Below are 24,144 nucleotides of genomic sequence, written 5' to 3'. Positions count from 1 at the left end.
ATATATAGTTCGAAATGTTACCCGGAACACTACCAGTCGACGATCTACTAGTAGGGTCTGTAAAACTGAAATCAATAGTGCAACCCGTATCAGCAGCACAAACTGTTACTAATTGAATTTCGATAAAGAAGGATTGCGTTACCGATTTATCAATGGTGATCGTGAGCGCCCGAGACTGTTGGATCGATCATAGCGAACTCCTCGGGTGTCTCCTCGAAGGCTCGTCGACACGCCTTCGAACAGAAATGGTAGGTATCACCATCGTGGATGACGGTTGGACCATCCTCGCCGGTTCGCATTCCACAGACAGGATCCCGGTACTGACCGGGTGCTCCCAGACCGCGTCGGTACACGTAGAGAAGGAATCCTGAGAGTGCGAACGCGATCAGATTGAGGTAGAACGTATAGTTCAGTTCGAAATAGGTCTGCTCGCTCGCAGTCATGCCACCAGCGAGATCGGGGACGATCCCTAACACACTAAATAGCTGTTCCATGAGAAACCCCGTGAATGCCATCGTCACGAAGAACACGCCGAGGATATACAGCATCACACTCCAGCCGTAGTACTTCCGGTAGACGTTGAGCACGGGGACTGTAATGAGGTCGGCATAGACGAAGGCGATCACACCGGCGAAGCTCACACCGCCACCCCAGAGCGCAACGGCGAACGGGACGTTTCCCATGCTACCGACGAAGCTAATAACAGCGATAGCCACGCCCATGACTGCGTTCTCAGCGCTGACAAGGATGCCGTCGCCCTGCAAAAACAGCGTGTTCCAGACCCACTGTGGGACGAACACGATGACGAATCCAGAGATCAGAAAGCCCGCTATCACGTCCGTGTAGAGCATCGACCACTCCTTGCGATACTGGTTGCCGACCTTGTACCAGCCACCCCACGACAGGAGTTCGTCTCGCCAGCTCCCACTGCTGGCCACCTCCTGCTGATAGGTCTCCATACAACCCTCCGAACAGAATTTCAGCGTCTCGCCACCATCCGTGACGAGCGAATACTCGTCTCGCCCCTCCATTCCGCAGGTCGGATCCTCGGTCACGCCGTGGTCGTGATCTCGCTGATTCAGTTCGGTGCGAACCTCCTCAAAGAGGGTTTCTGGAAGCGTCAACTGGACGATCACTGCCATCACTGCGATGAGGATGAGACCACCGAGTAACTCGGCAACGAGGAACTCCCAGCCCAACAGGATCAGGATCATCAATCCGAGTTCGACGATGAGGTTCGTCGACGCGAACATGAACGCGAGGAAGTTCACGACGTGGGCACCCTTTTTGAAGAGCCCCTTCCCGATGGCGACCGCACCGAAGCTACAGCCGCTGCTGGCAGCGCCGAACAGCGTGGCCTTCGTGACACCGGCCATATCGGCATCGCCAAGCACGGCAGCCATTCGTTCTTTCGAGACGTAAACTTGGACGAGACTGGTGATCACTAATCCCATGATGATCGCCCAGGCGGCTGTCCAGAGGAAGCCGATCCCGATCCGGAGGGCCTCGGCAACCGCTGGTCCCAGTGGTGCTAACATCATCGGTTTACGGTTCGGTTTCGAGTCGGTCCCGCCGTCGTTCGTACTCCTCGTCGCTCAGGTCGCCACGTGCGTAGGCAGCCCGAAGCTCCTTGACTGCAGGGTCAGATGAGTCATCCCCCTTGCGTGTCGCTCGATAGCCGAGGTAGACGGCCCCGGCAATGACGGCGACGAAGAGGAGTTGCATCCCCACGCCAATGATGAGCATCCATCCAGACATGCCATCTGCACCCCACATTCCGGTACCCCACATCCCACCCATCATCGGTCCGGCCCACATCATGCCGAACAGGGGAACGATAATCAGGGCAGCGATGATTGCGAGGACGACCCAGACGAGTTGTCGATCAATTGTATTGGTGGTCATGATAGTATCCGAGAGTCGCGTCAAAACGCGATCTCAATCTAAATATACGGGTACATCGTTCAAAGTCGTTTCGCTTACGATTCCAAAGCAAATGGCGCTCAAATTCTTAGCATGCAATCCGTTTTGTGATTGAGTGAATGATCCCGATCCGAACACGGCGCTAATCGGAGGGTTCTATCCGATGTCGACAACTGGCAAGCGTTTACATCTGAAACTGCCATCGAAACAGTCCGTGCGTACCTACGCAGGATGGAGACGTACTCTGTGTAACTTCGGAAAATGTTACCCGGAACACTAACGCCCGACCTCATTCAGAGGCGGCATGCCACGTCGGTCGGGAAACCCTCGTGCCGGGCAGCTGTCTGTTACGGTCGACAACGAACCGTATATCACGTGCCTGGGTTCTCCGGACGATCATCGCTCCCAAGTAGGAGTACTCCGCCGGGGACTAGGGCACGTAGGTCAACATACCACCGCCCATAGTTTACACCTTCTGATGAGTCGCCCAGTAGCCAGCGATCAAACGACTCGGAGTTGAAAATCACGAACCAAACCACGCCATGTAATGGACAGACACAATCATCAGTCGACTCTCATCGTACTTTTATATCAAACATGCAGATAGAACCTGACAGTTCCAGTCGCGAATCGGGAGGTAGCGGCCGTATTCTTCCTGATTGTTCGGGGAACTGCGTGGCAATCCGACCCACTTATGTGTATGAGACTGCACCCCACGGTAATGGCAGTACAAGTTGGCATTCTCGGAGCGACGGGCGCAGTCGGTCAGCGGTTCATTCAGCTGCTCGACGGCCACCCGACGTTCGAGATCGCCGCACTCACCGCAAGCGAATCGAGCGCCGGAAAAACCTACCGCGAAGCCGCCAAATGGCGAGTCGAAACCCAGATTCCAGAGGAGATCGCTGAAATGGAAGTCGGCGCGACGACCCCCGAGGCGGTCTCGGATGACGTCGACCTCCTGTTCTCGTCGCTCCCCTCGTCGGTCGCCAGCGAAGTCGAACCCGAATTCCTCGAAGCGGGCCACATTATTTCTTCGAACTCCTTAAACGACCGGATGGCCGACGACGTGCCCCTCACGATTCCGGAGATCAACCCAGACCATCTCGGCCTGATCGAGGTCCAGCGTGACAACCGCGGCTGGGACGGTGCACTCATCAAAAACCCCAACTGCTCGACGATCACGATGGTGCCGACGCTGGCCGCACTCGACGAGTTCGGTCTCGACCGCGTCGACGTCACCACCTTGCAGGCCGTCTCGGGTGCTGGCTACTCCGGGGTCACCTCGATGGAGATCATCGACAACGCGATTCCCCACATCGGCGGCGAGGAATCCAAGATGGAGTCCGAATCCCGCAAACTGCTCGGTGGGTTCGACGGCGCAGAACTCAGCATGCACGAGTCGACGGTCAACGCCTCCTGTAACCGAATTCCAACGCTCGACGGCCACCTCGAAAGCCTCTTTGTCGACCTCGCCGACGAGCCGACCCCCGAAGAGGCCCGGGCGGCCATGCGAGAGTACCCCGGTGCCGACCTCCCGAGCGCACCCGAGCAGCTGATCCACGTCTTCGGCGACGACGAACCCGACCGCCCACAGCCCCGGATGGACCGGAGCCGCGAAAACGGGATGCAGATTTCGGCCGGTGGCGTCGCCTCGACGGACTCCGGACTCAAATACAACTGTCTCGCCCACAACACCATCCGCGGTGCCGCCGGCGCGAGCCTACTGAACGGCGAACTGCTGGTCGAAGGAGGCTGGATTTAACGCCACCTCCTAAACGGCTGGTCACATTTTTGCGACTGCAGAAAGAAACCGAAACCGAGTCGACTACCCCATCGAGTACCAACACTTTTCTATGCGAATGTATACCAATAACCATGACAGACATATTTGTAGGTCGGTTGATGTCCTCCCCGGTTGAGTCGGTATCGCCAGAGACGCCCGTCCAAGAGGCCGCAGCGAGACTGCTCGACCGCGAGATTAGCTCGCTGGTCGTCACCGACGCGGACAACGCGTTGGTTGGAATTCTAACGACGACTGATTTCGTTCGGATGACCGCTGATAGGGCCGACGCCGCCGAGACGACGGTTGCGGATTATATGACGGAGAACGTTGTCACCGTCACCGCAAACGATGCGGTCACCGAGGTCGCAGAGACGATGGTCGACCGGGGATTCCACCATCTCCCGGTGGTCGACGAGGACTCGGGGGTGATCGGAATGCTGACAACGACCGATATGACGGCGTATCTGTCCTACTCCGAACCCCGACAGATCGCCTAAACGACCTGATTTTCGTACTCGGTCTCTCCCTGCCTGTAGCGTTCGACGTTCGTTGCCAGAATTTCGGCCGTTCGTTCGTAGTAGTTCGGCGTATGGCCCGCGTTGTGGGGTGTGATCGAGACCGTATCAATGTCCCACAGTGGGTGGTCGTTCGGCAGTGGTTCGGGATCGGTCACGTCGAGTGCGGCACCCGAAATCCGGTTGGCCTGCATCGCGGCCACCAGCGCGTCGGTGTCGACCACGCCACCACGCGCAATGTTGACCATGAACGCGTCCGACGGCAGAGTAAGGAACGCTTCGCTGTCGATGAGACCCCGTGTTTCGTCGGTCAGCGGACAGGCGAGGACGAGGTAGTCGGTCCGAGCCAACGCGTCTTGGATCTCGTCGAACCCGAGTACCTCGTCGGTTGGGCCACCCTTCTCTGGGGTGTAGCGCACGCCGATGGTGTCGACGCCGAACGGGTCGAGACGGTCGACAATGGCTTGGCCTATCGAGCCAAGCCCGACGACGGTGACCGTGCTCCCCTGAAACTCGCGGGCAGGGTAGGACCGCCACTCGTTACGATCCTGCTGTCGCCACGCCTGTCTGAAGCCGCGGACGTGGGAGAGAATCGAGCCGATGACGTATTCGGCGATGTTGGGGCCATGGACACCGGAGGCGTTGGTAACCGCCGTCCCGTTGGCTTCGAACGCGTCGAGATCCAGATGGCCGACGCCGGCGTAGACACAGGCGAACAGATCCAGGTTCGGGGCCGCCTCGACCTCGTCGGGTGAAAGTTCGAACCCGGTTGCAATCGGGACCTGTTCCAAGAGTTCCCGTTCCTCGCTGGGCGTCTGGGCGACCGCAATCTCGGTCTCCGGCAGTCGAGACCGCAGGGCAGTCGCGTAGTCGTCAGCCGATAGGCCGTGAATTTTCTGTCGTAAAATTGCAATCTCCGGATCACTCATACACGGGTATTGACGTCCACCCACATGAGTTTGCGGCACTCTGGTAGGTTCGATGTCATTGTCGACACCTCCGGAACCACGTCTCACACGGCAAACAAGAACAGCCATTCGAAGAGATCAACGACGAGGCAGAGAAACGACGAGATCTACCGGGAGTAGGCAGTTAATACTGGCTGGTAGGCTGTCCCTATGACCGCCTGTCGGTGATATCCTCTTGAAAGCCGACCCAATTGCTGACCGTCCCGGTTACGTCGACAATCGGAGCCAGCGCGAGGCGGTTCCAGAACTTGGTGCCGTCGTTGCGGTAGTTCCGGAGTTCGACAATTACCGGAGCCCAGATGTCGAGGGCTTCCCGGAGGTCGTCGACCGGGTCGCTGGCCGTCTCCGGTCCCTGAAGGAGTCGTAGGTTCTCGCCGATCAGGTCGACCTCCGTGTAGCCCGTGATCCCCTCGAACTGATCGTTGACGTACGCGATTGGGTTGTCCTCGTAGGCTGGCCCCGAAATCGCCATCCCGATCGGCGCGGTGTCCATCGCGGGCGTGTTCCAGTCAAGCGTCGACTCCGCATCGGTCCTGTAGCTATCGGGGTTGGCACTCGCACGAATCTCACCGAGCGTGTCGGCGAGCTGTTCCAACACGGCCATCGAGGGAATGAGAGGGCCATCCGACTTGGTTTGGGCCTGAAAAATCCGTTTGAGATCGGCGTCGACGGACATACCGGTATCTTGGGGACCGTGTTATATACCGGTTTACGATTCATTGTGGGCTGGTAGTCAACGCCTTACATTGAGTTGTGGACCACAAGTTCAGTGGCTTTAATATCAACTCGGGGCGGTAACTGGTATGGAACGCGTAGACGTGGCTATCGTAGGTGGTGGCCCCGCGGGCACGGCGGCGGCACATGCCGCGGCCAGCGGTGGTGCCTCGGCGGTCGTCTGTGAGAAGGGCGTCCCGCGGGCCGACCGCGAGGGACTCGGTCCCGATTCGACCGACGCGGCGGGCATTCTCGACTACTGGGTCGACATCATGGATATTCATCCGGATGAGTTCCCCGACGATGTCCTCCTCCAACACCTCGACCGCGCGGAGTTCATTGGCCCCACGGAATCCTGCACGCTGAGAAGTACCGGTATCGAATCGTCGTACGACCATTTCGGCTACACCTTCAATCGCGCTCGGTTCGACGACTGGATGCGCGAGCGCGCCGAGGACGCCGGCGCGGAGTACCGGCTCAAGGTTCGCGTAACCGAGGTCGACAGCGACCTCGATGCAGACGGCTCCGCGGACGATCCGCGGCACGTCGTCTCGCTGGCCAACGGCGAGGAAATCGGGGCTGATTTCCTAATTCTCGCGGATGGCCCACAGCGTACGGTTACTAACCGAGTGCTCGATAGCTATCTCCCCGACGACACCAAGGCCTCGGAACTACTGGCCTCGCCGAAAGCCAACCATATCGCCTATCAGGAGTACCGACGGTTCCCCGAGGAGGTCTTCGAGGAACTCAAGACGTCGATCAAATTCTGGTGGGGCGTGATGCCCGGCCATACGGCCTATCCGTGGGTGTTCCCGAACGACGCGCGGGTCTGCCGGGTTGGGTTGACGATGCCAATCGGGCTCGACATCGATGCCGTCGACGACCGAGACGAGTACGAACTCCTTCGGCCAGACGACGACAGTATCCCACAGGGGAGCACCTACATTCATCGACTGCTTGAGTGGCAGTGGGGCGACGAGTACGACATCGAGACCGACTTCCCACTGGTTGAAGACCGCGGCAAGCGCGACGGTACCGAAACTTACAGTATCTCCTCGACACAGCCAATCGAGTCGCCCGTCGACGCTGGAATCGCGGTCGCCGGTGGCGCAATGGGGACGACCTCGGCGTTCCACGAGGGCGGCGACCACGTTGCCGTTCGGACGGGAGCGATTGCTGGCGAGTTGGCGGCGAAAGGCGATCTGTCGACGTACAACAACCGATGGGACGAAGCCATCGGTGACGAACTACTCCGCAACGTCACCTTTGCCGAACTCTGCCGCGGCTATGGGCCGAGCGACTGGGATCGAACATTTAAATCAGTTCGTGGGATGCTCGCGGCGGATGGCTCTAACCTTCTTAAAAAGAGCACGCTCCGGTCGGGGCTCTCCGGCGCGAAGACCCTTTATAAATATAAAAAGAAAAAACGGTCGCTCAAAAAACAGGGCTACGTCCAGATTACTGAAGAAACGTACAGCTACTGAGTGGAAATAGCGGTCCGCTCATTGGGTTACTAGTCTTATTCCAACAGGTAGTTATTTGTTAACACAGGCCCATACTAATCACATTCAGAGAACTTTCTGTGAGGAAGATAGTAATAAACTGCTTCCAAGCGAACCTGCACCCTGTATGGCCGTATCCCCTAACAATGTCTGATACCACATACACTGCCCAAGAGGCGAGAAACGAACTGTATGAGATCATTCGTCGAGAGACGCCGTTCGAGACGAAAGCCGAGGACGCACTGCGGCTTGGCGCACAGTATTTGGGGGCGGACAACGGCCATCTAACCCGTATCAATCAAGAAACCGATCACTGGAAAACCATCGCCAGCACAGACCCAGCCAGTGGACAATTCCCACCGGGCTTAGAGCTTGATCTCGGGACGACATACTGCCGGCGGACAATCGAGAGCAACGCCCAGATTGCCCTCTCTGACGCGCCCAACCAGGGGTGGGCTGATGATCCAGCATTCGTAACCCACGGGTTGCACTGCTATCACGGCACACCGCTTATTGTCGACGGCGAACCGTATGGCACGGTCTGTTTCGTCGCTGACGATCCACGGGATGCCTTCAGCGACGGCGAGACGATGTTTACCGAACTGATTGCTCGACTGCTCGAACGTGAACTCGAACGCAAACAACATGAGGCCGAACTCACCAGGCAGGCCAACCTTGCGACCGTGCTCAACCGCGTGCTGCGACACAACCTTCGGAACGATCTGGCAGTCATTCGGGGACACACTGAGATCATGGCCGAGCAGTTGGATGACACACAAAGCGGTGAGACCGCACTCCGCAACATTGACAAACTCATCGGACTGGGCCAGAAAGCCCGCGAGTTGGAGCAGGTAATCAGCGAAACCGCCGACCGAAACCCAACCGATATCGCTGCGCTAATCGAGTACGTCGTCGAGAGAGTCACCCAGTCACATCCCAACGCGTCAATTTCGGTCGACTGTGACGACGACATCTCGGTGGCGGTGTTGGCAAACTTCGAGCGGGCGATCATGGAACTCGTCGAGAACGCCGCCAAACACTGCGGCGAGGCTCCGACCGTCACCGTGACCGTCGACAGCCTCCCAAACGCGCTCGAAATACACGTTGCCGACGACGGGCCGGGGCTCTCCGAGCAAGAACGTACCGTTCTCAGAGAGGGCGCGGAGACGCCGCTTGTTCACGGCAGCGGACTCGGGCTGTGGCTCACCCACTGGATCATCGACAGCCACGACGGCAGCGTCGAGACGACAGTGACCGACCAAGGGACGACGATGACGGTCTCGATCCCACGGCTTCCCGAGACGGGCAGCGAGTCGGGGATCACCGAACTCACGCGGGCCCGCGACCAGTATAAGGCCGCCTTCGAAGAAGCAACCGACGCGTTGTTGATCACCGATGACGAGGGCCGGATCGTCGATGCCAACGCGGGGGCAACCGCAGTGTTCGGGCTCGACAGGAAACAGTTACTCGGCCGATCACTCCAAGAGTTTCTGCCCGCTGAGTTCGATTTCAACAGCGAGTGGCAACAGTTCCAGACCGACACAGAGCGGCGTGATACAGTCACCATCCACGGGGCAGACGGTGTCGACCGCGCGGTCGAGTACGCTGGGGCAGCCAACGTCGTGCCGGGCCAACACCTCTTCGTGGCTCGGGATGTCACTGCCCGGAACCGCCGGGAGGCCGAACTCGAAATGAAAACACAGGCCATGGACGAAGCCCCCATCGGTATCGCGATCACCGATCCGACCCTCGATGACAATCCGATGGTGTATGCGAACGATCAGTTTTGTGAGCTAACCGGCTACGACCGTGCGGAGATTCTCGGCCGGAACTGTCGGTTCATGCAGGGTCCGGCGTCGGATCCCGAGACGGTCGACGAGATACGGCAAGGGATCGAGAGCCACGAACCGGTGTCGGTAACACTGCAAAACTATCGGAAGGATGGTACCCAGTTTTGGAACAAACTTGATATCGCGCCAGTCAGAGACGACACCGGCGAGCTTACCCACTGGGTCGGCTTCCAGCAGAAGCTCTCCGAATACAGTGACGACGAGTAGCCACTCCGGGACGCTATGGTTCCCACTATCTCACCCTCACAAACAGTCACACGACTCTCTTGTAGCAATTAGACCGTTGCGGCTTTCTTTCGCGTAATGTAGCCGGCGACTCGGTTGCGAACGCCTTTGGAGTCGACGGTAGTGAGCTTGGAGACGTTTTCCTTGTTGGTATCGAAATCGGTGTTGAATGCCTCGGGGTAGCGCTCAAGCAGGGTCGTTGCGAGCTGTTTGACGTACTTCGGTTTGATTGCCATACAGCCTCTTCGGTCGGAGCAACACTAAAACGATTCGTTCCGCACTCAGTACTCCCGCCATCCAGTCTCCTCGCTCAGTGTCTCGAATGCCTCATGCTCTCGTGGCCCACCACACTTCTCGACGGTCTCCTCGAAGTAGGCCAACCGATCACGCAGGGTTGCTGTCTCAAAGGCAGACACCTCAAGCCGCGAGGCCGCCACGGTGGCATCAATAACGGCGTAGAACCCGCGATTGATCGTTAGGGGACGACTACCTTCGACGATTCCCGCTTCGGTGGGTCGGAGTTCCCATTGCTCCCAACTGGTGCTGCCATCCTTTCCGCTGTCGACTGATGTCGCCTCGATTTCGACCCACGCGTCGGCGTTTGGCAACACTGGCTCGTCTTCCTCGCGGATCGTCACGGCGGCGTCGACGAACTCCCGCGGATCGGCCGTAAACTGCACCACGCCACCGCCCTGGCGGTGAAAGTTTCGTCGCGTCCGGGTGTTACCCCACGTCGTCGCTTCGACTGGCTCGCCCAACTCGTCAGGTGCGTGAAGCCCAAGAGCAGCCATGTTCCACCGGTCGTTGGGGCCGAGTGTAGCGACGATGGACTCGGTGACTCCACGGAGGTCGACGGGCCACTCGGAGCGCATATCAGTCATACCTCTAATCCCCGTTCGAGTGCGACAAACAGGGCCGCAGCCGTAATATCTGCGGTCGTCCCCGGGTTGTACCCCTCGTCGACGAACTCCTCGGCGAGCCGTTCGGCGGCCGCGAGATCACCGTCGACTGCGGCCGCACGCTCGGAGACCGACCGCGCAGTGGCCTCACCGTGGTTGATTGCGATTAACGTGTCGGGCTGGTCGGCCAGTAGCTCCAGAAAGACGCGAGCCGTCCGGTCACCAACTGGTCCCTCGTCGGCCACCAGCGAGTCGGCCGCCTCGAACGTTCGCTCGAAACCCGAGACCCACTCGCGGGCGTTGCCATCACCAAGTCGGTCGTCGGGATCGGCCGACAACTGCATGATGTCGTACAGCGAGAGCCCTCGCTCGCGGAGCGTTGCGGCGACCTCGCTGCCCCGTCGAACGTCCAATGCGTCGGCATCAGCTGGTGGCTCGTCGACCGCCACGTCGACGTGCTCGAAGGCCCGATAGAAGTCGACGGCGTCCTCAACAGTCGTCGCGTCGACCACTGACCGAACGCCATCCGGTGTGAGCGACTGGGTGGCGGCGGCTTTTATAAGTGGAACCAACAGCAGCAGGCAACCGAACTGGGTGTTACCGCCCTGTTGGTTCGACATCCCGCTGACCGCCTGCTCGAAGGCGGCCCCGACTGAATCGCCTGCGGCAGCACACTGGAGGCCGCTTCGGGCACCGACCGCCCCCGCAATGAGGTGCTCGAATCGGAGGTCATCCAGATCTCGGTGGCGGTCGACGTTGCCCGGTTTGGGGGTCCCCGACACTTCGAGTAGCAGCGCGAGTTGTGCGTTGTCAACAGTGGTTCGGCCAGTGGTCTCGCCCCAGCGACTCATCTGACTGGTACCTCCCACTGGTCGACCGCGGTGGCCACCCGTTGCATTACCGCGCCGGTCGGCTCCCGGCTCGGTCGACCCACACTGACCGCGTCGGCCCCATAGCTGAGATACTCTCTTACAGTCTCTTGATCCCGTACCTCGTTGTTGGCAATCACGAACAAATCGGACGCCGTAGCGACATCCCGGATCACAGGTTCAGAGTCCATCGCGTCGACGTGGATAATGTTGGCCCCCGCATCCTCGATTCGCTCGGCAACCGTCGACAGGTCGACGCCGGGAACCTCGGCACGAACCTTGACGCTCACCGTCGCTCCTTCGGCGGCGGCCGTGGAGACATTCTTTGTTAGTCGGTCGGTATCGGCCAGCAACGTCTCGCCACAGCCCACCTCGCAGAGTTCAGGCTGTCGACAGTGGGCGTTGATCTCCACGATTGCGTCGTGATCCGCACAGATTGCTGCGGCCCGTCGAATCGGCTCAAGGCGCGTAGCTCTGACGTTGACGCCCGGTTGAATCGGTACCGCATCGAGTGTCGACAGTTGATCGCTTATAAACGCCAGCGGATCATCTGGGAGAAACTCCTCGCGGTCCCGGTCGACGAGCGCGCGGGCAGCCTCCCGGCTCGGCTCGTCAAGGGCAACCCCACCTATAAAGGCTGCTCCGGCGAGTTCCGCCCCCGCGGCCGCCCACGCGGCGTCGGCCTCGCCGCTCAGACTCGCTAGCGCCAGTCGTGGTTTGAATGGTAGGCACCGGCTATTGCCCGCTGAGCAGCTGGTCGACCGTTCAGGCTCCCGCCGACTCATACGTTGATCCCCAACTCCGCCATCGCCTCAATCACGGCCTCCATCACTCGTCTGCTGTCTGCCTCGTCATCGATTTTCGTATCGGTTCGGACGACTGGTCGGTCGAGATCAGTCCCGTCCTCGGAGTCGAGGACGAAGGCGTCGACGAAGGGGTAGGCGTCGGCTACCCCTCGTGTACTTGGTTCCCGTCCAGTGCCGTCCATGAGTTCCGCGGCCGGTCCCGAGAACACCTCGTCTTCGATGAACGGCGAGACCGCAACGACCGGAGTTCGTTCGAGGGCCTCACGAATACCCGGTACCGCGAGCATTGGGCCGATACTTGTCACCGGGTTTGAGGGGCCGATCACGACCGGCGCGTCGAGGGCGTCGAGCACGTGGGTCGTCGGCTCGGCCTCCTCGGCCCCGCGGAACTCGACGCCCTGTACGTCGTGGTCAGCTGGACCGAGCCAGTACTCCTGAAAATGGATCGGCCCCTCCTCGGTTGCGATGATAGTCGCAACTGGATCGTCGGTCATCGGCAGCAGCGTGAGGTCGACGTCGAAGGCATCGGCGAGAATCCGGGTCGCTTCGGTGGGCGTTTTGCCCTCGTCAAGCAGGCTCGTGCGCGTGATGTGGACCGCCCGGTCGCGGTCGCCGATGGTCATGAACTCAGCGATGCCCGAGAAGCGTCGCCAGCGGGCAATCGGTCGACCGGCGGTCTGCTCGCGCGGCGGGAGGTACTGTGGGCCGGTGTCGAGGTCGGCTTCCTCGGCCAGTCGGTGGAGTTCGGCGTTGGTCTCGTGGGTGTCGTCCTCGATTCCCCACCATCGGTCGGTGTCTAAGACGTCGCCCTCGTGAAAGAGGACGGTGTCGACGTCCGGAGAGACGAGCAGGCCGCCAAGTTCGATATCGTCGCCGGTGTTGGCGACGACGGTGAGCCCGTCGGGGTCGAACTGGGCTGTGGCCCCGGCCAACAGCTTCGGCGTTCCCGTGCCACCAGCGAGAAACGTGATCATATCGTGACGTAGGCAGGGCGTGGCTTTGTATCCGACGGCTCTTTGTCGCCGAGTGCGTACTGCTGGCAATGAACGAAACTCGCCGCACGCTGTTGGCGGCTTTCGAGGAGGGACCGATCACGGGGCCTGAACTGGCCACGCGGCTGGATATCTCTCGGGCCGCAGTCTGGAAGCAGGTCGAAGCGCTCAGAGACGACGGGTTCACGATTGAAAGCACGGACGCGGGCTACGAGGTAACGGGTGTTCCGGAGTATGGTGCGGCCGCAATCGAATTTGGGCTGGAGGCACCGTACACCGTCGAGTACCACGACTCACTCGGCAGCACCAACGACCGCGCCCGAAAGGTGGCCAAATCCGGAGCCGTCGACGTCGCGGTCGTCGCCGACGAACAGACCGGGAGCCGCGGTCGACTCAAGCGGGCGTGGACCGCCCCCAGCGGCGGCGTCTGGTGTTCGGTCGTGCTCCAGCCGGATCTTCCGGCGGCTCACGTCCCACTGTCGGCACTCGCATCCGGTGTTGCAACCGTCGTTGCGTGTCGGGAGGCAGGCGTCGACGCTCACCTCAAATGGCCCAACGACGTGCTCGTCGGCGACGAGGGAGAACGCGGCGGCCAGAAGCTAGCTGGGATTCTCACCGAAATGGAGGGTGAAGCCGACCGGGTGTCGTGGCTTATTATTGGCATCGGTGTTAACGCCAACATCGACGCTGCCGAGTTGCCGGAGGGGGCAACGAGCCTTCGAGAACTGACAGGCGACATCGACCGTCGACTGTTCGTCCAACGACTGCTCGAATCACTCCACGAACAGCTTTCAAACCCTGATACAGTGCTTGATCAGTGGCGAGAGTACAGTTCAACGCTTGGCAGCGAGGTTCGAATCGAGACGTCGACAGGAGTCGTCGAGGGACGGGCCGTCGACGTGCAGTTCCCCGGCGCGCTAGTTGTCGAAACTGACACCGGCGAAGAAGTCGTCCACGCGGGCGACTGTGAGCATTTGCGACCTGCTGAAACCAGTTAACTGGTCCAGGAGTCGGCAGCCATCGGTCCAGTGTCAGTGTCCGGTTCGGCGGTCGACGGGCCACTGACCTCGGCGGGCTCCGTGCCGACTCTGACAGTCATCACCGGGACGGAGGCACTGCGAACGACTTTTTCGGCGACGCTCCCCAACAGTAGCCGGTTGATCCCGCCGCGGCCATGAGTGCCCATCACGATCAGGTCACAGTTGTCGACCTCAGCCGCCGTAATAATCTCCTTGCTCGGTGGTCCTTCGACGATTTCGGTCTCGACAGGAACGTCGTGTTCGGCACCCATGTCGACGACCTCGTCGAGTGCTGCCTGCGCGTTCGTGTCGAGCAGCGTCGTCACGTTCTTCCATGACGACTCCATCGGAATCCCGTTGTAACTCGCCGTGTTGATTACATACAGTGCAGTCACTGTCGACCCATGTGCCTCGGCAACAGCTATTGCGTGGGTAATCGCCCGCATACCCTCCTGTGAGCCATCTGTCGGGACTAAAATGCGGTTGTACAGTGACATGCTACCTTATACCATGGGTTGGTAGTGTGTTAATCGTTGTTACCAGATGTCGTGAGCAATCTCAAGACCACTAGTTGTTCCAAATACGACTTCTGTACTCAGACTGTACTGAATGATTATATAACAGATCTCAAAACAGTAGCGCAGTATTTATTTTAATAGTATGATGTCTACTGAAATAAATAATGAACCGTCGAGATTTCGCAGCCCTTTATTTAGGACTATTCTTGTCCGTGTGTAGATGTGTACAGATGGACAAAATAGCCCGGGTTAATGATCTACTCGGTATTATAGTTGAAAATAGACCCGAAAATACAGAGGTTATTGTATCTAAAAGTGATAGAATTAAGGACAAGATCGCAATTCAGAAAAAGTCCAACCAGCGTCGACAACTAGTCGGTCTCGTCCGGGAGTGGAGAAGTCTGTAACAGTTCGCGGATGCGGTAGGTTTCGACGATATCGTCAAGGAGGACGCTTCGGGGATCGGTCGCCGGATAGTGGGTGTCGATGAGGTCGCGGGCAGTATCGATCTCGTCGCGGATCGCGAACTGTCGGACGCGGGCGGCGATCTGATAGAACTCCGCGCCCGGTTCAGGGACGTTATCGGAGCCTCTTGCCGGAGCGGTGTCGGGGAATACCTCGTCGCGGACGTCGTCAAAATCCAGCATCTCAGGCTCGTAGTCGTCGATCTCCGAGAGGACGAACTCAACGGCAAACCGCTGGAACTCGGATTTGCTCGAAAACGTTTCTCCGGAGACGAGCTCCTCGACGCGGTCCATCACCGCCTCCGAGAAGCGAACTGTCGACTTCACCATTACTCCCAGTTGCGAGGGTAACCATTGTAAAACTATCTCTCACTGATCGGGTCACTATCCGGCTACAGCGTCGACTGATCGCCATCGTAGACTGTACTGATGGTCGCCAACTGGATCTGTCGTTTGTGCGTGTCGACCCGGAAGATGTGGCGCTAAAATAGCCCGCGTTACTGCTGTAATCGAACAACCGTCGACTCGCCGTCGTCTGTGACGTCAACTAATCCATCATCAGCGAGATCAGCGACCAACTCCCGAAGCCATTCTTTGCCAGTCTCGCCGCCGTAGTCGACTCGCACTCGCGGTCCCAGCTTATCCAGTGTCAACTCATCGTACTCGCCGAGCGTCCGAATAACGCGACCGCGCTTCTGCCGCCTGCTCCCCTCGAAACTCGGCTGAGTCGGCACGTCAGGGGCTGTAAAATCCCCTGTCTCGTAGGCCGTACACCACTCGCGCCACGGACAGCCCGCGGTGTCGCATTTGGGCGTCTTCTCGCAGGCAACCCCGCCGAGTTCCATGATGGCGTTGTTCCAGACCCGCGAGCGACCCTCGGGCATCAGCTCCTCGGCAGCAGTTTTGAAAGCGGCATCGTCGTCCGGAATATCAAATGCGCGATACAACACGCGTTTGACGTTGGTGTCGACCACCGCATCACCATTATTAAAGGCAAACGAGGCGACCGCGTTGGCGGTGTATGGGCCGACGCCCATCAGTTCCTTGAGTTCGCTGGGTGTGTCGGGGAACTCACCGTCGTAGTCGTCGACGACCTGATTGGCGGCCTCGTGGAGATATTTCGCGCGGTTGTTGTAGCCGAGGCTGTGGTCGCTCCAGAAGGCCACCACGTCGCCGCGGGGAGCCTCAGCCAGCGAGTCGACGGTGGGCCACTCGTCGAGAAAATCCGACCACGCCTCGACAACCCGGTCGAGTTGGGTCTGTTGGCTCATGATTTCGGAGACGAGAATGGCATATGGGTCGTCGGTCTCCCGCCACGGATACGACCGGTGGTCGGCCTCGTACCACTCGATCAGCGCGTCCTGAATCGCGTCGACCGTCTCGCCGTCAGGGAGTTCTGCGCTCTCCTTGGTGCCCGAATCACTCATTGTCGACTGTGGGATGGCGTCGGATTTAGGCATGGTGTTTGGGCACAGCACATCGGGACGAAAGGGACCACGTTTCAGTACGGACGCTCCCCAACAGCTTCGGTCCGCAGCGACCGAGAGGCTATCACAATCCTCACCGTGAGTACGATGACAGGAACGTGCTCCCAAGCTATCGGACAACAGACGGAGATACAAACATATTCTATTTAGTAGTTTCATATTCTTCTATTTTTACTGATGTTTCTATGACTCCGCTGTCAAACGAACACCGTACTGGCCGGTATACGTTGGTCCTAGTTGGCAGATACTCTATGTATGGTTTTAAATGGTATAATTTGGATTTCACTGGTATTAGACGGTTTTCTATGGTATTTTGGGACAACCAGCACTGTGTTCGTGATTTCTTTACAACACGCTATCAGACTTGCATCTCGGTAGGCGTCGACTAATTTATGCCCCTGTGTGGAGTAGCTGCAAGAACTATAATTTTTCAAATATACATTGAAATATTATAATTCAGCGTATGTAGAGTAGACACAGACGGTCAAGATCGACAGCGACATCTCTCAGCGAACCGAGTCGAGCAGCAGTTTCTGTTCGACCCGTTTAACCTCGTGTTGGACGTCCCGCACGGCATCGATGTTGGCACTGATCGAATTAATCCCCTGTTCGACGAGGAATTTCACCATCGCCGGTTTCGAGGCGGCTTGGCCACAGATACTGGTGTCGACGCCGAGTTCGCGGCAGGTTTCGATGGTCGAGCCGATCAGTTTGAGCACGCTGGGGTGGAGTTCATCGAACCGCTCTGCGACGTGTTCGTTGTTTCGGTCGACCGCAAGTGTGTACTGGGTGAGATCGTTGGTCCCGAAGGAGACGAAACCGACGCCGGTGGCGGCGATTTCTTCAATGAGAAGCGCGCTGGCGGGTGTCTCGATCATCACGCCCCAGCGGGCCTTTTCCGGATCGATGCCGACCTCCTCGATGAGGTGCTTGGTGCGTTCGATATCTTCGGCGTCGTTGACCAGCGGCACCATGAGTTCGACGTTGTCGTAGCCCATCTCGAACAGTCGACTGAAGGCTTTGAGTTCACAGCGGAACGGCTCGGGGTTGTCGAGACTCCGGCGGATGCCTCGGTAGCCCAACATCGGATTGTGCTCGTGTGGCTCGTTTTCCCCGCCTTTCAGTTCGCGGAATTCGTCGGTTGGCGCATCGAGGGTGCGTGCCCGAACCGGTCGAGGATAGAACTCCTCGGCGACCGTCCGAATCCCCTCAACGAGTTCCGAGATGTAGGCGTCCTCGCCGTGATCTTCGATATACTGCTCGGGCGTCTTGCCGAGCGAGAGCACCATGTGTTCGATACGCAGTAGTCCGACGCCGTCAGCGCCGGTCGCGGCCGCCCGGTCGGCGGCTTCCGGAATCGAGAGATTCACTTTGACTTCGGTGGCAGTCATCGGTTTGACCGGCGTCTGTGGGCGAACCGATTCGAGCGGGTCCGGCTGGACTGCTGGCTCGTCGTCCTCGGTGCCGCCCGCACGGACGATGCCCATATCGCCGTCGACGGTGATCTGCTGGCCGTTTTCCAACACCTGCGTCGCGTCCTGAGTGCCGACGACTGCGGGGACGCCCATCTCGCGGGAGACAATCGAGGCGTGTGAGGTCATCCCGCCCTCGTCGGTGACGATGGCTCCGGCCCGTTTCATCGCGGGCACCATATCCGGCATCGTCATCTTGCTGACGATGATGTCGCCGTCGGTCACTTGGTCGAGATGATCGAGTTTTTTGATGATCCGCACGGCTCCGGAACCGGTTCCGGGGCTTGCGCTCACACCACGGACGAGGATCTCGTCGCCACCCTCAGCTGTCTCACTGTCGGTGGCGTCAGTCGACTGTAATTCAGTGGGACCACCGTTTGCGGCCTGCTCGGTGTCGTCTCCCTCGCTGATGGTCGTGATCGGCCGGGACTGGAGCATGAACACCTCTCCATCCAGAATCGCCCACTCGACATCTTGGGGCTCACCGTAGTGGTCCTCGACGAGCTGCCCGAGTTCGACGAGTCGTTCGATCTCGGCATCCGTGATCACCTGTGCGGTTCGATCCGCCTCGGGCACCGGTTGGAGTGCGGTCTCGCCCGTCTCGGGATCTTTGACCATCCGCTGTTTTTTGTCCGCGATGGTCGACTCGGTGATCGTGGCCGTCTCGGGGTTGATCTCGTAGTGATCCGGTGATACCGTCCCCGAGACGACGGCTTCGCCGAGCCCCCATGCGGCCTCGACGATCATCTGTCTGTTACCAGTCGAGGGATGTCGGGTGAACATCACGCCGGATTTCTCGGCGTCGACCATCTGCTGGACGACGACCGCGATGTCGACGGCGTCGTGAGCGAACCCCTGATTGTTTCGGTAGTGGACCGCGCGCTCGGAGAACAGCGAAGCCCAACACTCCTTGACGCGCCGAACAAGCAGGTCTTCGGTGACGTTGAGATAGGTACCGTGTTGGCCTGCAAAGGAAGCATCCGGCAGGTCCTCGGCGGTTGCCGACGAGCGAACAGCGACGAACGGCTTGTTTTCCGCGTCACTACCCTCTCCGAGTGACCGGTAGGCAGTTATGATCTCGTCCCGAACCGACTCCGGGAGCGGTGTCTCTCTGATCAGCTCACGCCCAGCCGACGCGGCGGCCGCGAGCCCGGCGTCATCGTCGGGATCAACGTCGAGACCGGCAAACAGTTCCTCGTCGATCTCGGAGGCCTCGAGGAACGTCCGGTAGGTGTCGGCGGTCACGACGAACCCCGGTGGAACGGGGAGTCCGGCGTCGGTCAACTCGCCCAGCGAGGCTGCCTTTCCGCCGACCGTTTCGAGATCGGTCGACCGTACGTTGTCGAGCCATTGGATACTCATTGACTGTATGAACCCTGTTCAGGGGCTGGGTAATGAATCTATTGTTAACAATAATGTTGAATAAAACGACACTCAGTTCCGAGTAAGATGCCTATGTGGATGTCTGCCACGAAAATTTCGTTCACAACGAACCGTGAAGCCGTTTTCGTATCGCAGCCACGGCTGCTCTCTCCAGACTCGATCACTGTCGAACACTGCCAGCTGTTTCATTCCGAACTAATATTACACACATACGGTTGTAAAGATTAGCGCAATAAATTACTATCTACATCTAATCCCGAGTTCTGTTTTGTGCTAATATACGTCTATGTATGGAATTGATATTATTGACATATTCCACTGTGTGCCTCCGCAGAATGTATTACAACCATATGTATGTAATAAGATCTCTGGGGAATAATTCGTCAGGAACGAATTCGCGAATATCTGCTCTGTGACCGGGTTCGAACAGATTGATTCGGAGGAATCGATCTCGATGCCTCAGCCCGTTTCAAATCTATCATGATTTATCCTGTATGATTTGAATCCTTTCTGTCTTTGGGCCACAACAGGGTTCGTTATCAACGAACAGGGTCAACAGTCGACTGAACGGTTCTCTCGTCTCCGGATCGCTCTCGTGGACACTCCGGGGCTGGCGGTGTACTGCGTCGTATAAAATGGGCCAATTTCGCGGTCGACGATATGAGGGTACACTCAGCCCATGACGGTGACAACGGGCCGTTCTGCACCCAACAGTACCTTCTGTGTCGTGCTGCCAAACAGTGCCTTCCCGACCGGCGAGCGCTTTTGGCCGCCGATCACGAGATACCGTGTGTCGATCTCCTCGGCATACTCCAGGATCTCGGCTGCTGGCTGACCAATGAGACCGACTGGAACGACCGATCTGTCGACGTCTTCGACTGCGGCGGCTGCGATAGCCTTCGTCTGTTGTTTGACGGTCTTGTCGGTTGCATCCTGCTCTGTGTCCGAAAGCGAATCATAGGATCGGACGTGGACGACATGCAGTTCGTCGTCGAACGCGTCGGCGAGTTTTACTGCCTCTGCCAAAATCTGTTCGTCCGTGTCTGCATCACTAATAGCTGCGAGTACTACCATACATACTGTAGATGTGGTGCGTTGAAATAAGTGTATATGATGGTTGAAATGTTAGGAGTATGCAATGTTCAGTTCGAGTTCGTTTGCGGTGCCAAGCAGGAGGTCGACCATACTGTCATGGATTCGGTCGGCTTTCATGCGGTGTCGGGGTCCGGAGATACTAAACGCGCCGACCGGGAGTCCGTCCGGCCCCATCACTGGCACACCAACCGACCAGAGCCCACTAATCGATTCGGCCTTGTTCAGGCTGTAGCCACGGTTGCGGATTTCAGCCAGATCCTCGAACAACGATTCGCGCGTCGCATGTGTGTTGTCGGTCTCCTGTGGCAGCCCCCACTGTTCGATGACGGCCTCGATTCGCTCTTCCGGTAGATGCGCCAAGATCGCTTTCCCACCGGCACTCGAATGGAGATACCGCTGTTTGCCGACGCGGCGGTCGGCCTGAACGGCGTGTTCGCCCTGTTTCGTATGGACGTAGACGGCACGGCCGTGTTCTTCGGCGAAAAACTGGGCGCGTTCGCCAGTTTCGTCGGCGAGTTCTTCGACCAGCGGTTCGGCGAGTTTGTACGCGGGCTTGCGCGCGCGGACATACTCTTTTAGGTCAAGGAACTTGAGCCCCAACTGGTACTCCGTACCCTCTTGGACGACATACCCAATCTCACCGAGTGCCGACAGCTGCTGATGGACCGTGCTCTTCGCTAAGTCGAGATCAGCAGCGAGATCAGTGAGGCGTGCCCCGTCGCTGGCTTCCAGTGCCTCGATGATTCTGAATGTCGTCCGCGTCGACTTCACCGACCGATCCTTCGTGGGGTCGCTCATACACTGTTCGTTGTAAGCGAATAATAAAAAGGGTTCCCCGAGTTCGAGTTGCAGCGACCTACGGACGCAGGAGACCGATGAGGTCGTCGGCCGACCCATCGGTTTCGAGCGAAGCGATGACGTCCGCAAGCTCCGCGGTCTCGTCGTCGCTCAGCACGGTCAGCACGCATTCGTCGAACTTCGCCTGCAGTCGGTCCTCGCTGACCGGGTTGTTCGGACTGCCCGGATGGTGTTTGACTTCTTTGACAAGCGTCTCACCGTCTGCCGTTTCGACGGTGACGCGGGCCCCGTAGCTCGCGTAGTGGGCATCGAAGAGGTTCTCCTCGAACGAACGGTCGATTTTGGCGATGACCTCCTTCGTTTCGGGCTGGTTCACGTACTCATCGGTGAACTCGTGGATGCCCGCCTTCTGCTCGCGGAGGATTGCCGCGAGACAGAACTCGATGGAGAACTTAGCTTGGAGCGCGTCGCCCGGATCAGCGTGGTGGAGCATTTCGGAGGCCGCATCGTCGAGTGCGACCGTGATCCCGTCGACCGACTCGGGCGTGAGATCGTGGTCGATCACGAGCGTTCGGAGCGCATCCATCGCGGCGTGGGTAATGACGCCGGATGGGTGCGGTTTGAAGCCGAGATCGAGGACAGCCCACTCTTCGCCGAGATCCTCAGTGATCTCGCTCGGATCGTAGGAACCATCGGTAGTCATCACTTCGCCGTAGCCAATCGGCCCCTCCAAGATTGCGTCATCCGACGTAAAGCCCTCAGCCGCCAGCAGTGCCGACCGAACACCGATCTCGGCCGCATGGCCCGCATGCAGTGGCTTGGTCATCGTCCCGAAGTTCTTTTTGAGTGCCGAGGAGCCGGAAGCGACGATGCCGAACGCCGCAATCGTTTCGTCGACCGAGAGATCGAGCAGATGGGCTGCGGATGCGGCCGCGCCGAATGAACCAGCCGTCCCGGTGCTGTGCCAGCCGTTCTGGTAGTGATTCGGATACTGGCTGTGACCGACACGGAACGCCGCCTCAAGGCCCACGGTGTAGGCGGTGATCAGATCCTTGCCATCGGCGTCAGCGACCTCGCCAGCCGCGAGCGTTGCGCCGAAAACGGGTGAGCTTGGATGGATGACAATGGATTCGAACGTGTCGTCGTAGTCGATGGCATGCCCGAAGGCCCCGTTGGCGAGTGCGGCCCCCGTCGGACTCGCCGTCCCTCGCCCGATGACCGTCGACTCCTCGCCGCTCATACAGCGGTCGACGTAGCCCATGATCTGGTCGCCGACCTCGTGATGCGAGCCGTAGACGGCGACACCGAGGAAATCTCGAATCCCCTTCTTGGCGTGGTCGACTGTTTCTGTCGGAATGTCTTCGTATTCGATACTAACGGTGTACTCTGCAAGCGCTGCTGTCTCGCCCATACAGCTACTCTACGTGGAGACATACATAAATATACGTGTACGACTGTGAAAGCATAAAACGACTGTCGTGAAAACCAGCTTATCGCAGGACGACGATGAGGAGCCCGCCGCAAGCGAGGACACAGACGATCAGTCCAAAGGCGACGACGAAGCCGAAGACATCGGACAGATAGCCGATAACGACCGGCGCAACGCCACCGATAGCGGTCATCCCCGTTCTGACGATGCCGAGCGTGCCACCGCCGATTTCTGGCGGGATGAGATCCATCAGGTAGGAATCACGCACCGGCCGGAAGCCGTGGAAGCCGATTCCGGTGATCACAGTTAACCCGAGAATGAGGACGACCGAATCAGTGACCAGCAGCGCAATCAGCCCGCCGATCATGACGCCGAACAGGAGCAGCGAGATGGCGAGTTTGCCGACCCTGTCGCTTGCGCCGCCGGTCACCGTCTGGCTGACGCTGGCTGCAAACAGCAGACTGTACGCGATCCCCGCAACGCTCGGCGACAGCCCCTTTTCGTCGGCCAAAAACAGCGGGAAGAACGCCGAGAGTCCGTTCCACGAAAACGTAAACAACATCGTGACCGCCAGAAACAACAGGATTTTTCGGTCCGAGAAAATCGCGAGGTACGATGTCGCGTCATCCGGATCGTCGACTGTCTCGGTCTCGCTTGAGGTGTCAGGGGTCTCAGAAGTAGGCTGGTCGACATCGTCGTCGGGAGGGTGGTCGACAGCGCCCTGCTGGTCGCGTCGTTCGTACCCCTTGTTCGGATGGGCACGGTAGAACAACGCGGCAGCGAGAACGACACTCACCGCAGCGCCGATGAAAAACACGCTCTCCCACGGGAGCACACTCGCAAGCAATCCGACGACGACAATCGGCGCGAGCATGCCGCCGAACTGCCCGATGGTGTCCATGATCCCGAGGCTGAGTCCGGTTCGCTCGGGATACACACGCGAGAGATAGGCGATGGCGACCGTTTTGTGAATCCCAGTGCCGATACCGATCCCGACTGCGGCGACCATAATGAGGGTGAATGTCGGTGCAAAGCCAGCAAACACCGCGGCCAGCGCAAACAGGAGCGCGCCACCGGCCATCACAGAAACCTCGTGAAAGCGGTCCCCAAGCCAACCGCCGGGGAACTGCATGGCCGAGTAGCCGAACATCAACAGGGTGAACAACAACCCGGTTTGGGTGTTCGAAACGCCGTAGACATCCTGAAACGTCCCGAACAGCGGTGGGAAGATGAATCGGAGAAACTGCACCATAAACCAGAGAAACGCGACCAGAAAAACGAGATCGTAGGTTCTGAGGAACCGACGAACTGAGCCGAGAGATGGACGAGACAGTGAGAGGGACATACTCCCAGAATTCAGTCCACTGATTTATGCGTTTCAGTTGGGATTCGCCGCGAAACCTCATCGCCAATAGAGACCAACCTCGGTCGAC

General features: G+C 58.8%; 22 protein-coding genes. 5 read left to right on the top strand and 17 right to left on the bottom strand.

Annotated features, from left to right (window positions below; genetic code table 11):
- Nucleotides 1-149 precede the first annotated feature (149 nt).
- Together HALTADL_RS03500 and HALTADL_RS03495 are read right to left on the bottom strand one after the other, a co-directional pair.
- On the bottom strand, nt 150-1,538 hold the full coding sequence (locus HALTADL_RS03500) for a permease (protein WP_172404562.1): 1,389 nt from the start codon (nt 1,536-1,538) through the stop codon (nt 150-152).
- A 7-nt stretch (nt 1,539-1,545) separates the two neighbouring features.
- Entirely contained in the window at nt 1,546-1,905 is a 360-nt protein-coding gene (locus HALTADL_RS03495) for an SHOCT domain-containing protein (protein WP_009488263.1), read from the bottom strand.
- A 739-nt stretch (nt 1,906-2,644) separates the two neighbouring features.
- On the opposite strand from HALTADL_RS03495, the gene asd reads away from it, so the two are divergent.
- Together asd and HALTADL_RS03485 are read left to right on the top strand one after the other, a co-directional pair.
- Nucleotides 2,645-3,685, top strand: coding sequence for an aspartate-semialdehyde dehydrogenase (gene asd / locus HALTADL_RS03490; protein WP_089672853.1), 1,041 nt, complete (start codon nt 2,645-2,647; stop codon nt 3,683-3,685).
- Between the two features lie 113 nt (nt 3,686-3,798).
- Nucleotides 3,799-4,203 (top strand): CBS domain-containing protein, encoded by a 405-nt coding sequence (locus HALTADL_RS03485; protein WP_089672854.1) that lies wholly within the window; start codon nt 3,799-3,801, stop codon nt 4,201-4,203.
- Here the strand turns inward: HALTADL_RS03485 and HALTADL_RS03480 are convergent.
- Entirely contained in the window at nt 4,200-5,150 is a 951-nt protein-coding gene (locus HALTADL_RS03480) for a D-2-hydroxyacid dehydrogenase (RefSeq protein WP_089672855.1), read from the bottom strand. The two genes, HALTADL_RS03485 and HALTADL_RS03480, sit on opposite strands and share 4 nt — an antisense overlap.
- A 187-nt stretch (nt 5,151-5,337) precedes the next feature.
- Nucleotides 5,338-5,865, bottom strand: a complete 528-nt coding sequence (locus tag HALTADL_RS03475) for a PAS domain-containing protein (RefSeq protein WP_089672856.1) — start codon at nt 5,863-5,865, stop codon at nt 5,338-5,340.
- Between the two features lie 127 nt (nt 5,866-5,992).
- On the opposite strand from HALTADL_RS03475, the gene HALTADL_RS03470 reads away from it, so the two are divergent.
- Both HALTADL_RS03470 and HALTADL_RS03465 read left to right on the top strand, forming a co-directional pair.
- Nucleotides 5,993-7,387 carry an NAD(P)/FAD-dependent oxidoreductase gene (locus HALTADL_RS03470; protein ID WP_089672857.1) on the top strand — a complete coding sequence of 465 codons (1,395 nt, stop codon included), beginning with the start codon at nt 5,993-5,995 and terminating at the stop codon, nt 7,385-7,387.
- A gap of 164 nt (nt 7,388-7,551) precedes the next feature.
- Nucleotides 7,552-9,462, top strand: a complete 1,911-nt coding sequence (locus HALTADL_RS03465; RefSeq protein WP_089672858.1) for a PAS domain-containing protein — start codon at nt 7,552-7,554, stop codon at nt 9,460-9,462.
- Nucleotides 9,463-9,530: 68 nt separating this feature from the next.
- Here the strand turns inward: HALTADL_RS03465 and HALTADL_RS03460 are convergent, their stop codons facing one another.
- From HALTADL_RS03460 to cofD, 5 genes are read right to left on the bottom strand one after another with little or no spacing between them, the layout of a single operon-like run.
- The gene (locus HALTADL_RS03460; protein WP_089672859.1) at nt 9,531-9,716 is read right to left on the bottom strand and encodes a 30S ribosomal protein S17e; all 186 of its coding nucleotides are present in this window, start codon (nt 9,714-9,716) and stop codon (nt 9,531-9,533) included.
- A gap of 45 nt (nt 9,717-9,761) precedes the next feature.
- Complete coding sequence (locus HALTADL_RS03455) at nt 9,762-10,361, bottom strand: DUF447 domain-containing protein (protein WP_394327360.1); 600 nt, start codon at nt 10,359-10,361, stop codon at nt 9,762-9,764.
- Nucleotides 10,358-11,230 carry a triphosphoribosyl-dephospho-CoA synthase gene (locus HALTADL_RS03450; protein WP_089672860.1) on the bottom strand — a complete coding sequence of 291 codons (873 nt, stop codon included), beginning with the start codon at nt 11,228-11,230 and terminating at the stop codon, nt 10,358-10,360. The genes HALTADL_RS03455 and HALTADL_RS03450 overlap by 4 nt, the downstream gene beginning before the upstream one ends.
- Nucleotides 11,227-12,033: a tRNA-dihydrouridine synthase gene (locus tag HALTADL_RS03445; RefSeq protein WP_109561561.1), complete on the bottom strand. Its 807-nt coding sequence runs from the start codon at nt 12,031-12,033 to the stop codon at nt 11,227-11,229. Before HALTADL_RS03445 ends, HALTADL_RS03450 begins: the two co-directional genes overlap by 4 nt.
- A complete protein-coding gene (gene cofD / locus HALTADL_RS03440; protein ID WP_089672861.1) occupies nt 12,030-13,028 on the bottom strand; it encodes a 2-phospho-L-lactate transferase in 999 nt (332 codons plus the stop codon). Before cofD ends, HALTADL_RS03445 begins: the two co-directional genes overlap by 4 nt.
- A gap of 68 nt (nt 13,029-13,096) precedes the next feature.
- Between cofD and HALTADL_RS03435 the strand changes: the two genes are divergently transcribed.
- A complete protein-coding gene (locus HALTADL_RS03435; RefSeq protein ID WP_089672862.1) occupies nt 13,097-14,044 on the top strand; it encodes a biotin--[acetyl-CoA-carboxylase] ligase in 948 nt (315 codons plus the stop codon).
- On the opposite strand, the gene HALTADL_RS03430 is transcribed toward HALTADL_RS03435, so the two are convergent.
- The 8 genes from HALTADL_RS03430 to HALTADL_RS03395 form a co-directional block, all read right to left on the bottom strand.
- Nucleotides 14,041-14,562, bottom strand: a complete 522-nt coding sequence (locus tag HALTADL_RS03430) for a universal stress protein (protein ID WP_089672863.1) — start codon at nt 14,560-14,562, stop codon at nt 14,041-14,043. The two genes, HALTADL_RS03435 and HALTADL_RS03430, sit on opposite strands and share 4 nt — an antisense overlap.
- A gap of 392 nt (nt 14,563-14,954) precedes the next feature.
- Entirely contained in the window at nt 14,955-15,377 is a 423-nt protein-coding gene (locus HALTADL_RS03425; protein ID WP_089672864.1) for a transcriptional regulator, read from the bottom strand.
- A gap of 167 nt (nt 15,378-15,544) precedes the next feature.
- Nucleotides 15,545-16,474, bottom strand: a complete 930-nt coding sequence (locus HALTADL_RS03420; RefSeq protein WP_089672865.1) for an HhH-GPD family protein — start codon at nt 16,472-16,474, stop codon at nt 15,545-15,547.
- A 566-nt stretch (nt 16,475-17,040) separates the two neighbouring features.
- Nucleotides 17,041-19,368: a phosphoenolpyruvate synthase gene (ppsA, locus tag HALTADL_RS03415; protein WP_089672866.1), complete on the bottom strand. Its 2,328-nt coding sequence runs from the start codon at nt 19,366-19,368 to the stop codon at nt 17,041-17,043.
- A 693-nt stretch (nt 19,369-20,061) separates the two neighbouring features.
- On the bottom strand, nt 20,062-20,463 hold the full coding sequence (locus HALTADL_RS03410) for a universal stress protein (protein WP_089672867.1): 402 nt from the start codon (nt 20,461-20,463) through the stop codon (nt 20,062-20,064).
- Nucleotides 20,464-20,514: 51 nt separating this feature from the next.
- A complete protein-coding gene (locus HALTADL_RS03405; protein WP_089672868.1) occupies nt 20,515-21,282 on the bottom strand; it encodes an IclR family transcriptional regulator in 768 nt (255 codons plus the stop codon).
- A 58-nt stretch (nt 21,283-21,340) separates the two neighbouring features.
- The gene (locus HALTADL_RS03400; RefSeq protein ID WP_089672869.1) at nt 21,341-22,693 is read right to left on the bottom strand and encodes an MmgE/PrpD family protein; all 1,353 of its coding nucleotides are present in this window, start codon (nt 22,691-22,693) and stop codon (nt 21,341-21,343) included.
- Nucleotides 22,694-22,772: 79 nt separating this feature from the next.
- On the bottom strand, nt 22,773-24,056 hold the full coding sequence (locus tag HALTADL_RS03395; protein WP_089672870.1) for an MFS transporter: 1,284 nt from the start codon (nt 24,054-24,056) through the stop codon (nt 22,773-22,775).
- Nucleotides 24,057-24,144 lie beyond the last annotated feature (88 nt).

The organism is Halohasta litchfieldiae (assembly GCF_002788215.1).
In the GTDB taxonomy this organism is placed as follows: domain Archaea; phylum Halobacteriota; class Halobacteria; order Halobacteriales; family Haloferacaceae; genus Halohasta; species Halohasta litchfieldiae.
This window is presented reverse-complemented; position numbering and strand designations above follow the sequence as displayed.

Excerpts from the sequence above, each read along its gene's own strand:
- HALTADL_RS03500 (WP_172404562.1), bottom strand. The coding sequence starts at position 1,538 with ATGTTAGCACCACTGGGACCAGCGGTTGCCGAGGCCCTCCGGATCGGG.
- HALTADL_RS03495 (WP_009488263.1), bottom strand. The coding sequence starts at position 1,905 with ATGACCACCAATACAATTGATCGACAACTCGTCTGGGTCGTCCTCGCA.
- asd (WP_089672853.1), top strand. The coding sequence starts at position 2,645 with ATGGCAGTACAAGTTGGCATTCTCGGAGCGACGGGCGCAGTCGGTCAG.
- HALTADL_RS03485 (WP_089672854.1), top strand. The coding sequence starts at position 3,799 with ATGACAGACATATTTGTAGGTCGGTTGATGTCCTCCCCGGTTGAGTCG.
- HALTADL_RS03480 (WP_089672855.1), bottom strand. The coding sequence starts at position 5,150 with ATGAGTGATCCGGAGATTGCAATTTTACGACAGAAAATTCACGGCCTA.
- HALTADL_RS03475 (WP_089672856.1), bottom strand. The coding sequence starts at position 5,865 with ATGTCCGTCGACGCCGATCTCAAACGGATTTTTCAGGCCCAAACCAAG.
- HALTADL_RS03470 (WP_089672857.1), top strand. The coding sequence starts at position 5,993 with ATGGAACGCGTAGACGTGGCTATCGTAGGTGGTGGCCCCGCGGGCACG.
- HALTADL_RS03465 (WP_089672858.1), top strand. The coding sequence starts at position 7,552 with ATGTCTGATACCACATACACTGCCCAAGAGGCGAGAAACGAACTGTAT.
- HALTADL_RS03460 (WP_089672859.1), bottom strand. The coding sequence starts at position 9,716 with ATGGCAATCAAACCGAAGTACGTCAAACAGCTCGCAACGACCCTGCTT.
- HALTADL_RS03455 (WP_394327360.1), bottom strand. The coding sequence starts at position 10,361 with ATGACTGATATGCGCTCCGAGTGGCCCGTCGACCTCCGTGGAGTCACC.
- HALTADL_RS03450 (WP_089672860.1), bottom strand. The coding sequence starts at position 11,230 with ATGAGTCGCTGGGGCGAGACCACTGGCCGAACCACTGTTGACAACGCA.
- HALTADL_RS03445 (WP_109561561.1), bottom strand. The coding sequence starts at position 12,033 with ATGAGTCGGCGGGAGCCTGAACGGTCGACCAGCTGCTCAGCGGGCAAT.
- cofD (WP_089672861.1), bottom strand. The coding sequence starts at position 13,028 with ATGATCACGTTTCTCGCTGGTGGCACGGGAACGCCGAAGCTGTTGGCC.
- HALTADL_RS03435 (WP_089672862.1), top strand. The coding sequence starts at position 13,097 with ATGAACGAAACTCGCCGCACGCTGTTGGCGGCTTTCGAGGAGGGACCG.
- HALTADL_RS03430 (WP_089672863.1), bottom strand. The coding sequence starts at position 14,562 with ATGTCACTGTACAACCGCATTTTAGTCCCGACAGATGGCTCACAGGAG.
- HALTADL_RS03425 (WP_089672864.1), bottom strand. The coding sequence starts at position 15,377 with ATGGTGAAGTCGACAGTTCGCTTCTCGGAGGCGGTGATGGACCGCGTC.
- HALTADL_RS03420 (WP_089672865.1), bottom strand. The coding sequence starts at position 16,474 with ATGAGTGATTCGGGCACCAAGGAGAGCGCAGAACTCCCTGACGGCGAG.
- ppsA (WP_089672866.1), bottom strand. The coding sequence starts at position 19,368 with ATGAGTATCCAATGGCTCGACAACGTACGGTCGACCGATCTCGAAACG.
- HALTADL_RS03410 (WP_089672867.1), bottom strand. The coding sequence starts at position 20,463 with ATGGTAGTACTCGCAGCTATTAGTGATGCAGACACGGACGAACAGATT.
- HALTADL_RS03405 (WP_089672868.1), bottom strand. The coding sequence starts at position 21,282 with ATGAGCGACCCCACGAAGGATCGGTCGGTGAAGTCGACGCGGACGACA.
- HALTADL_RS03400 (WP_089672869.1), bottom strand. The coding sequence starts at position 22,693 with ATGGGCGAGACAGCAGCGCTTGCAGAGTACACCGTTAGTATCGAATAC.
- HALTADL_RS03395 (WP_089672870.1), bottom strand. The coding sequence starts at position 24,056 with ATGTCCCTCTCACTGTCTCGTCCATCTCTCGGCTCAGTTCGTCGGTTC.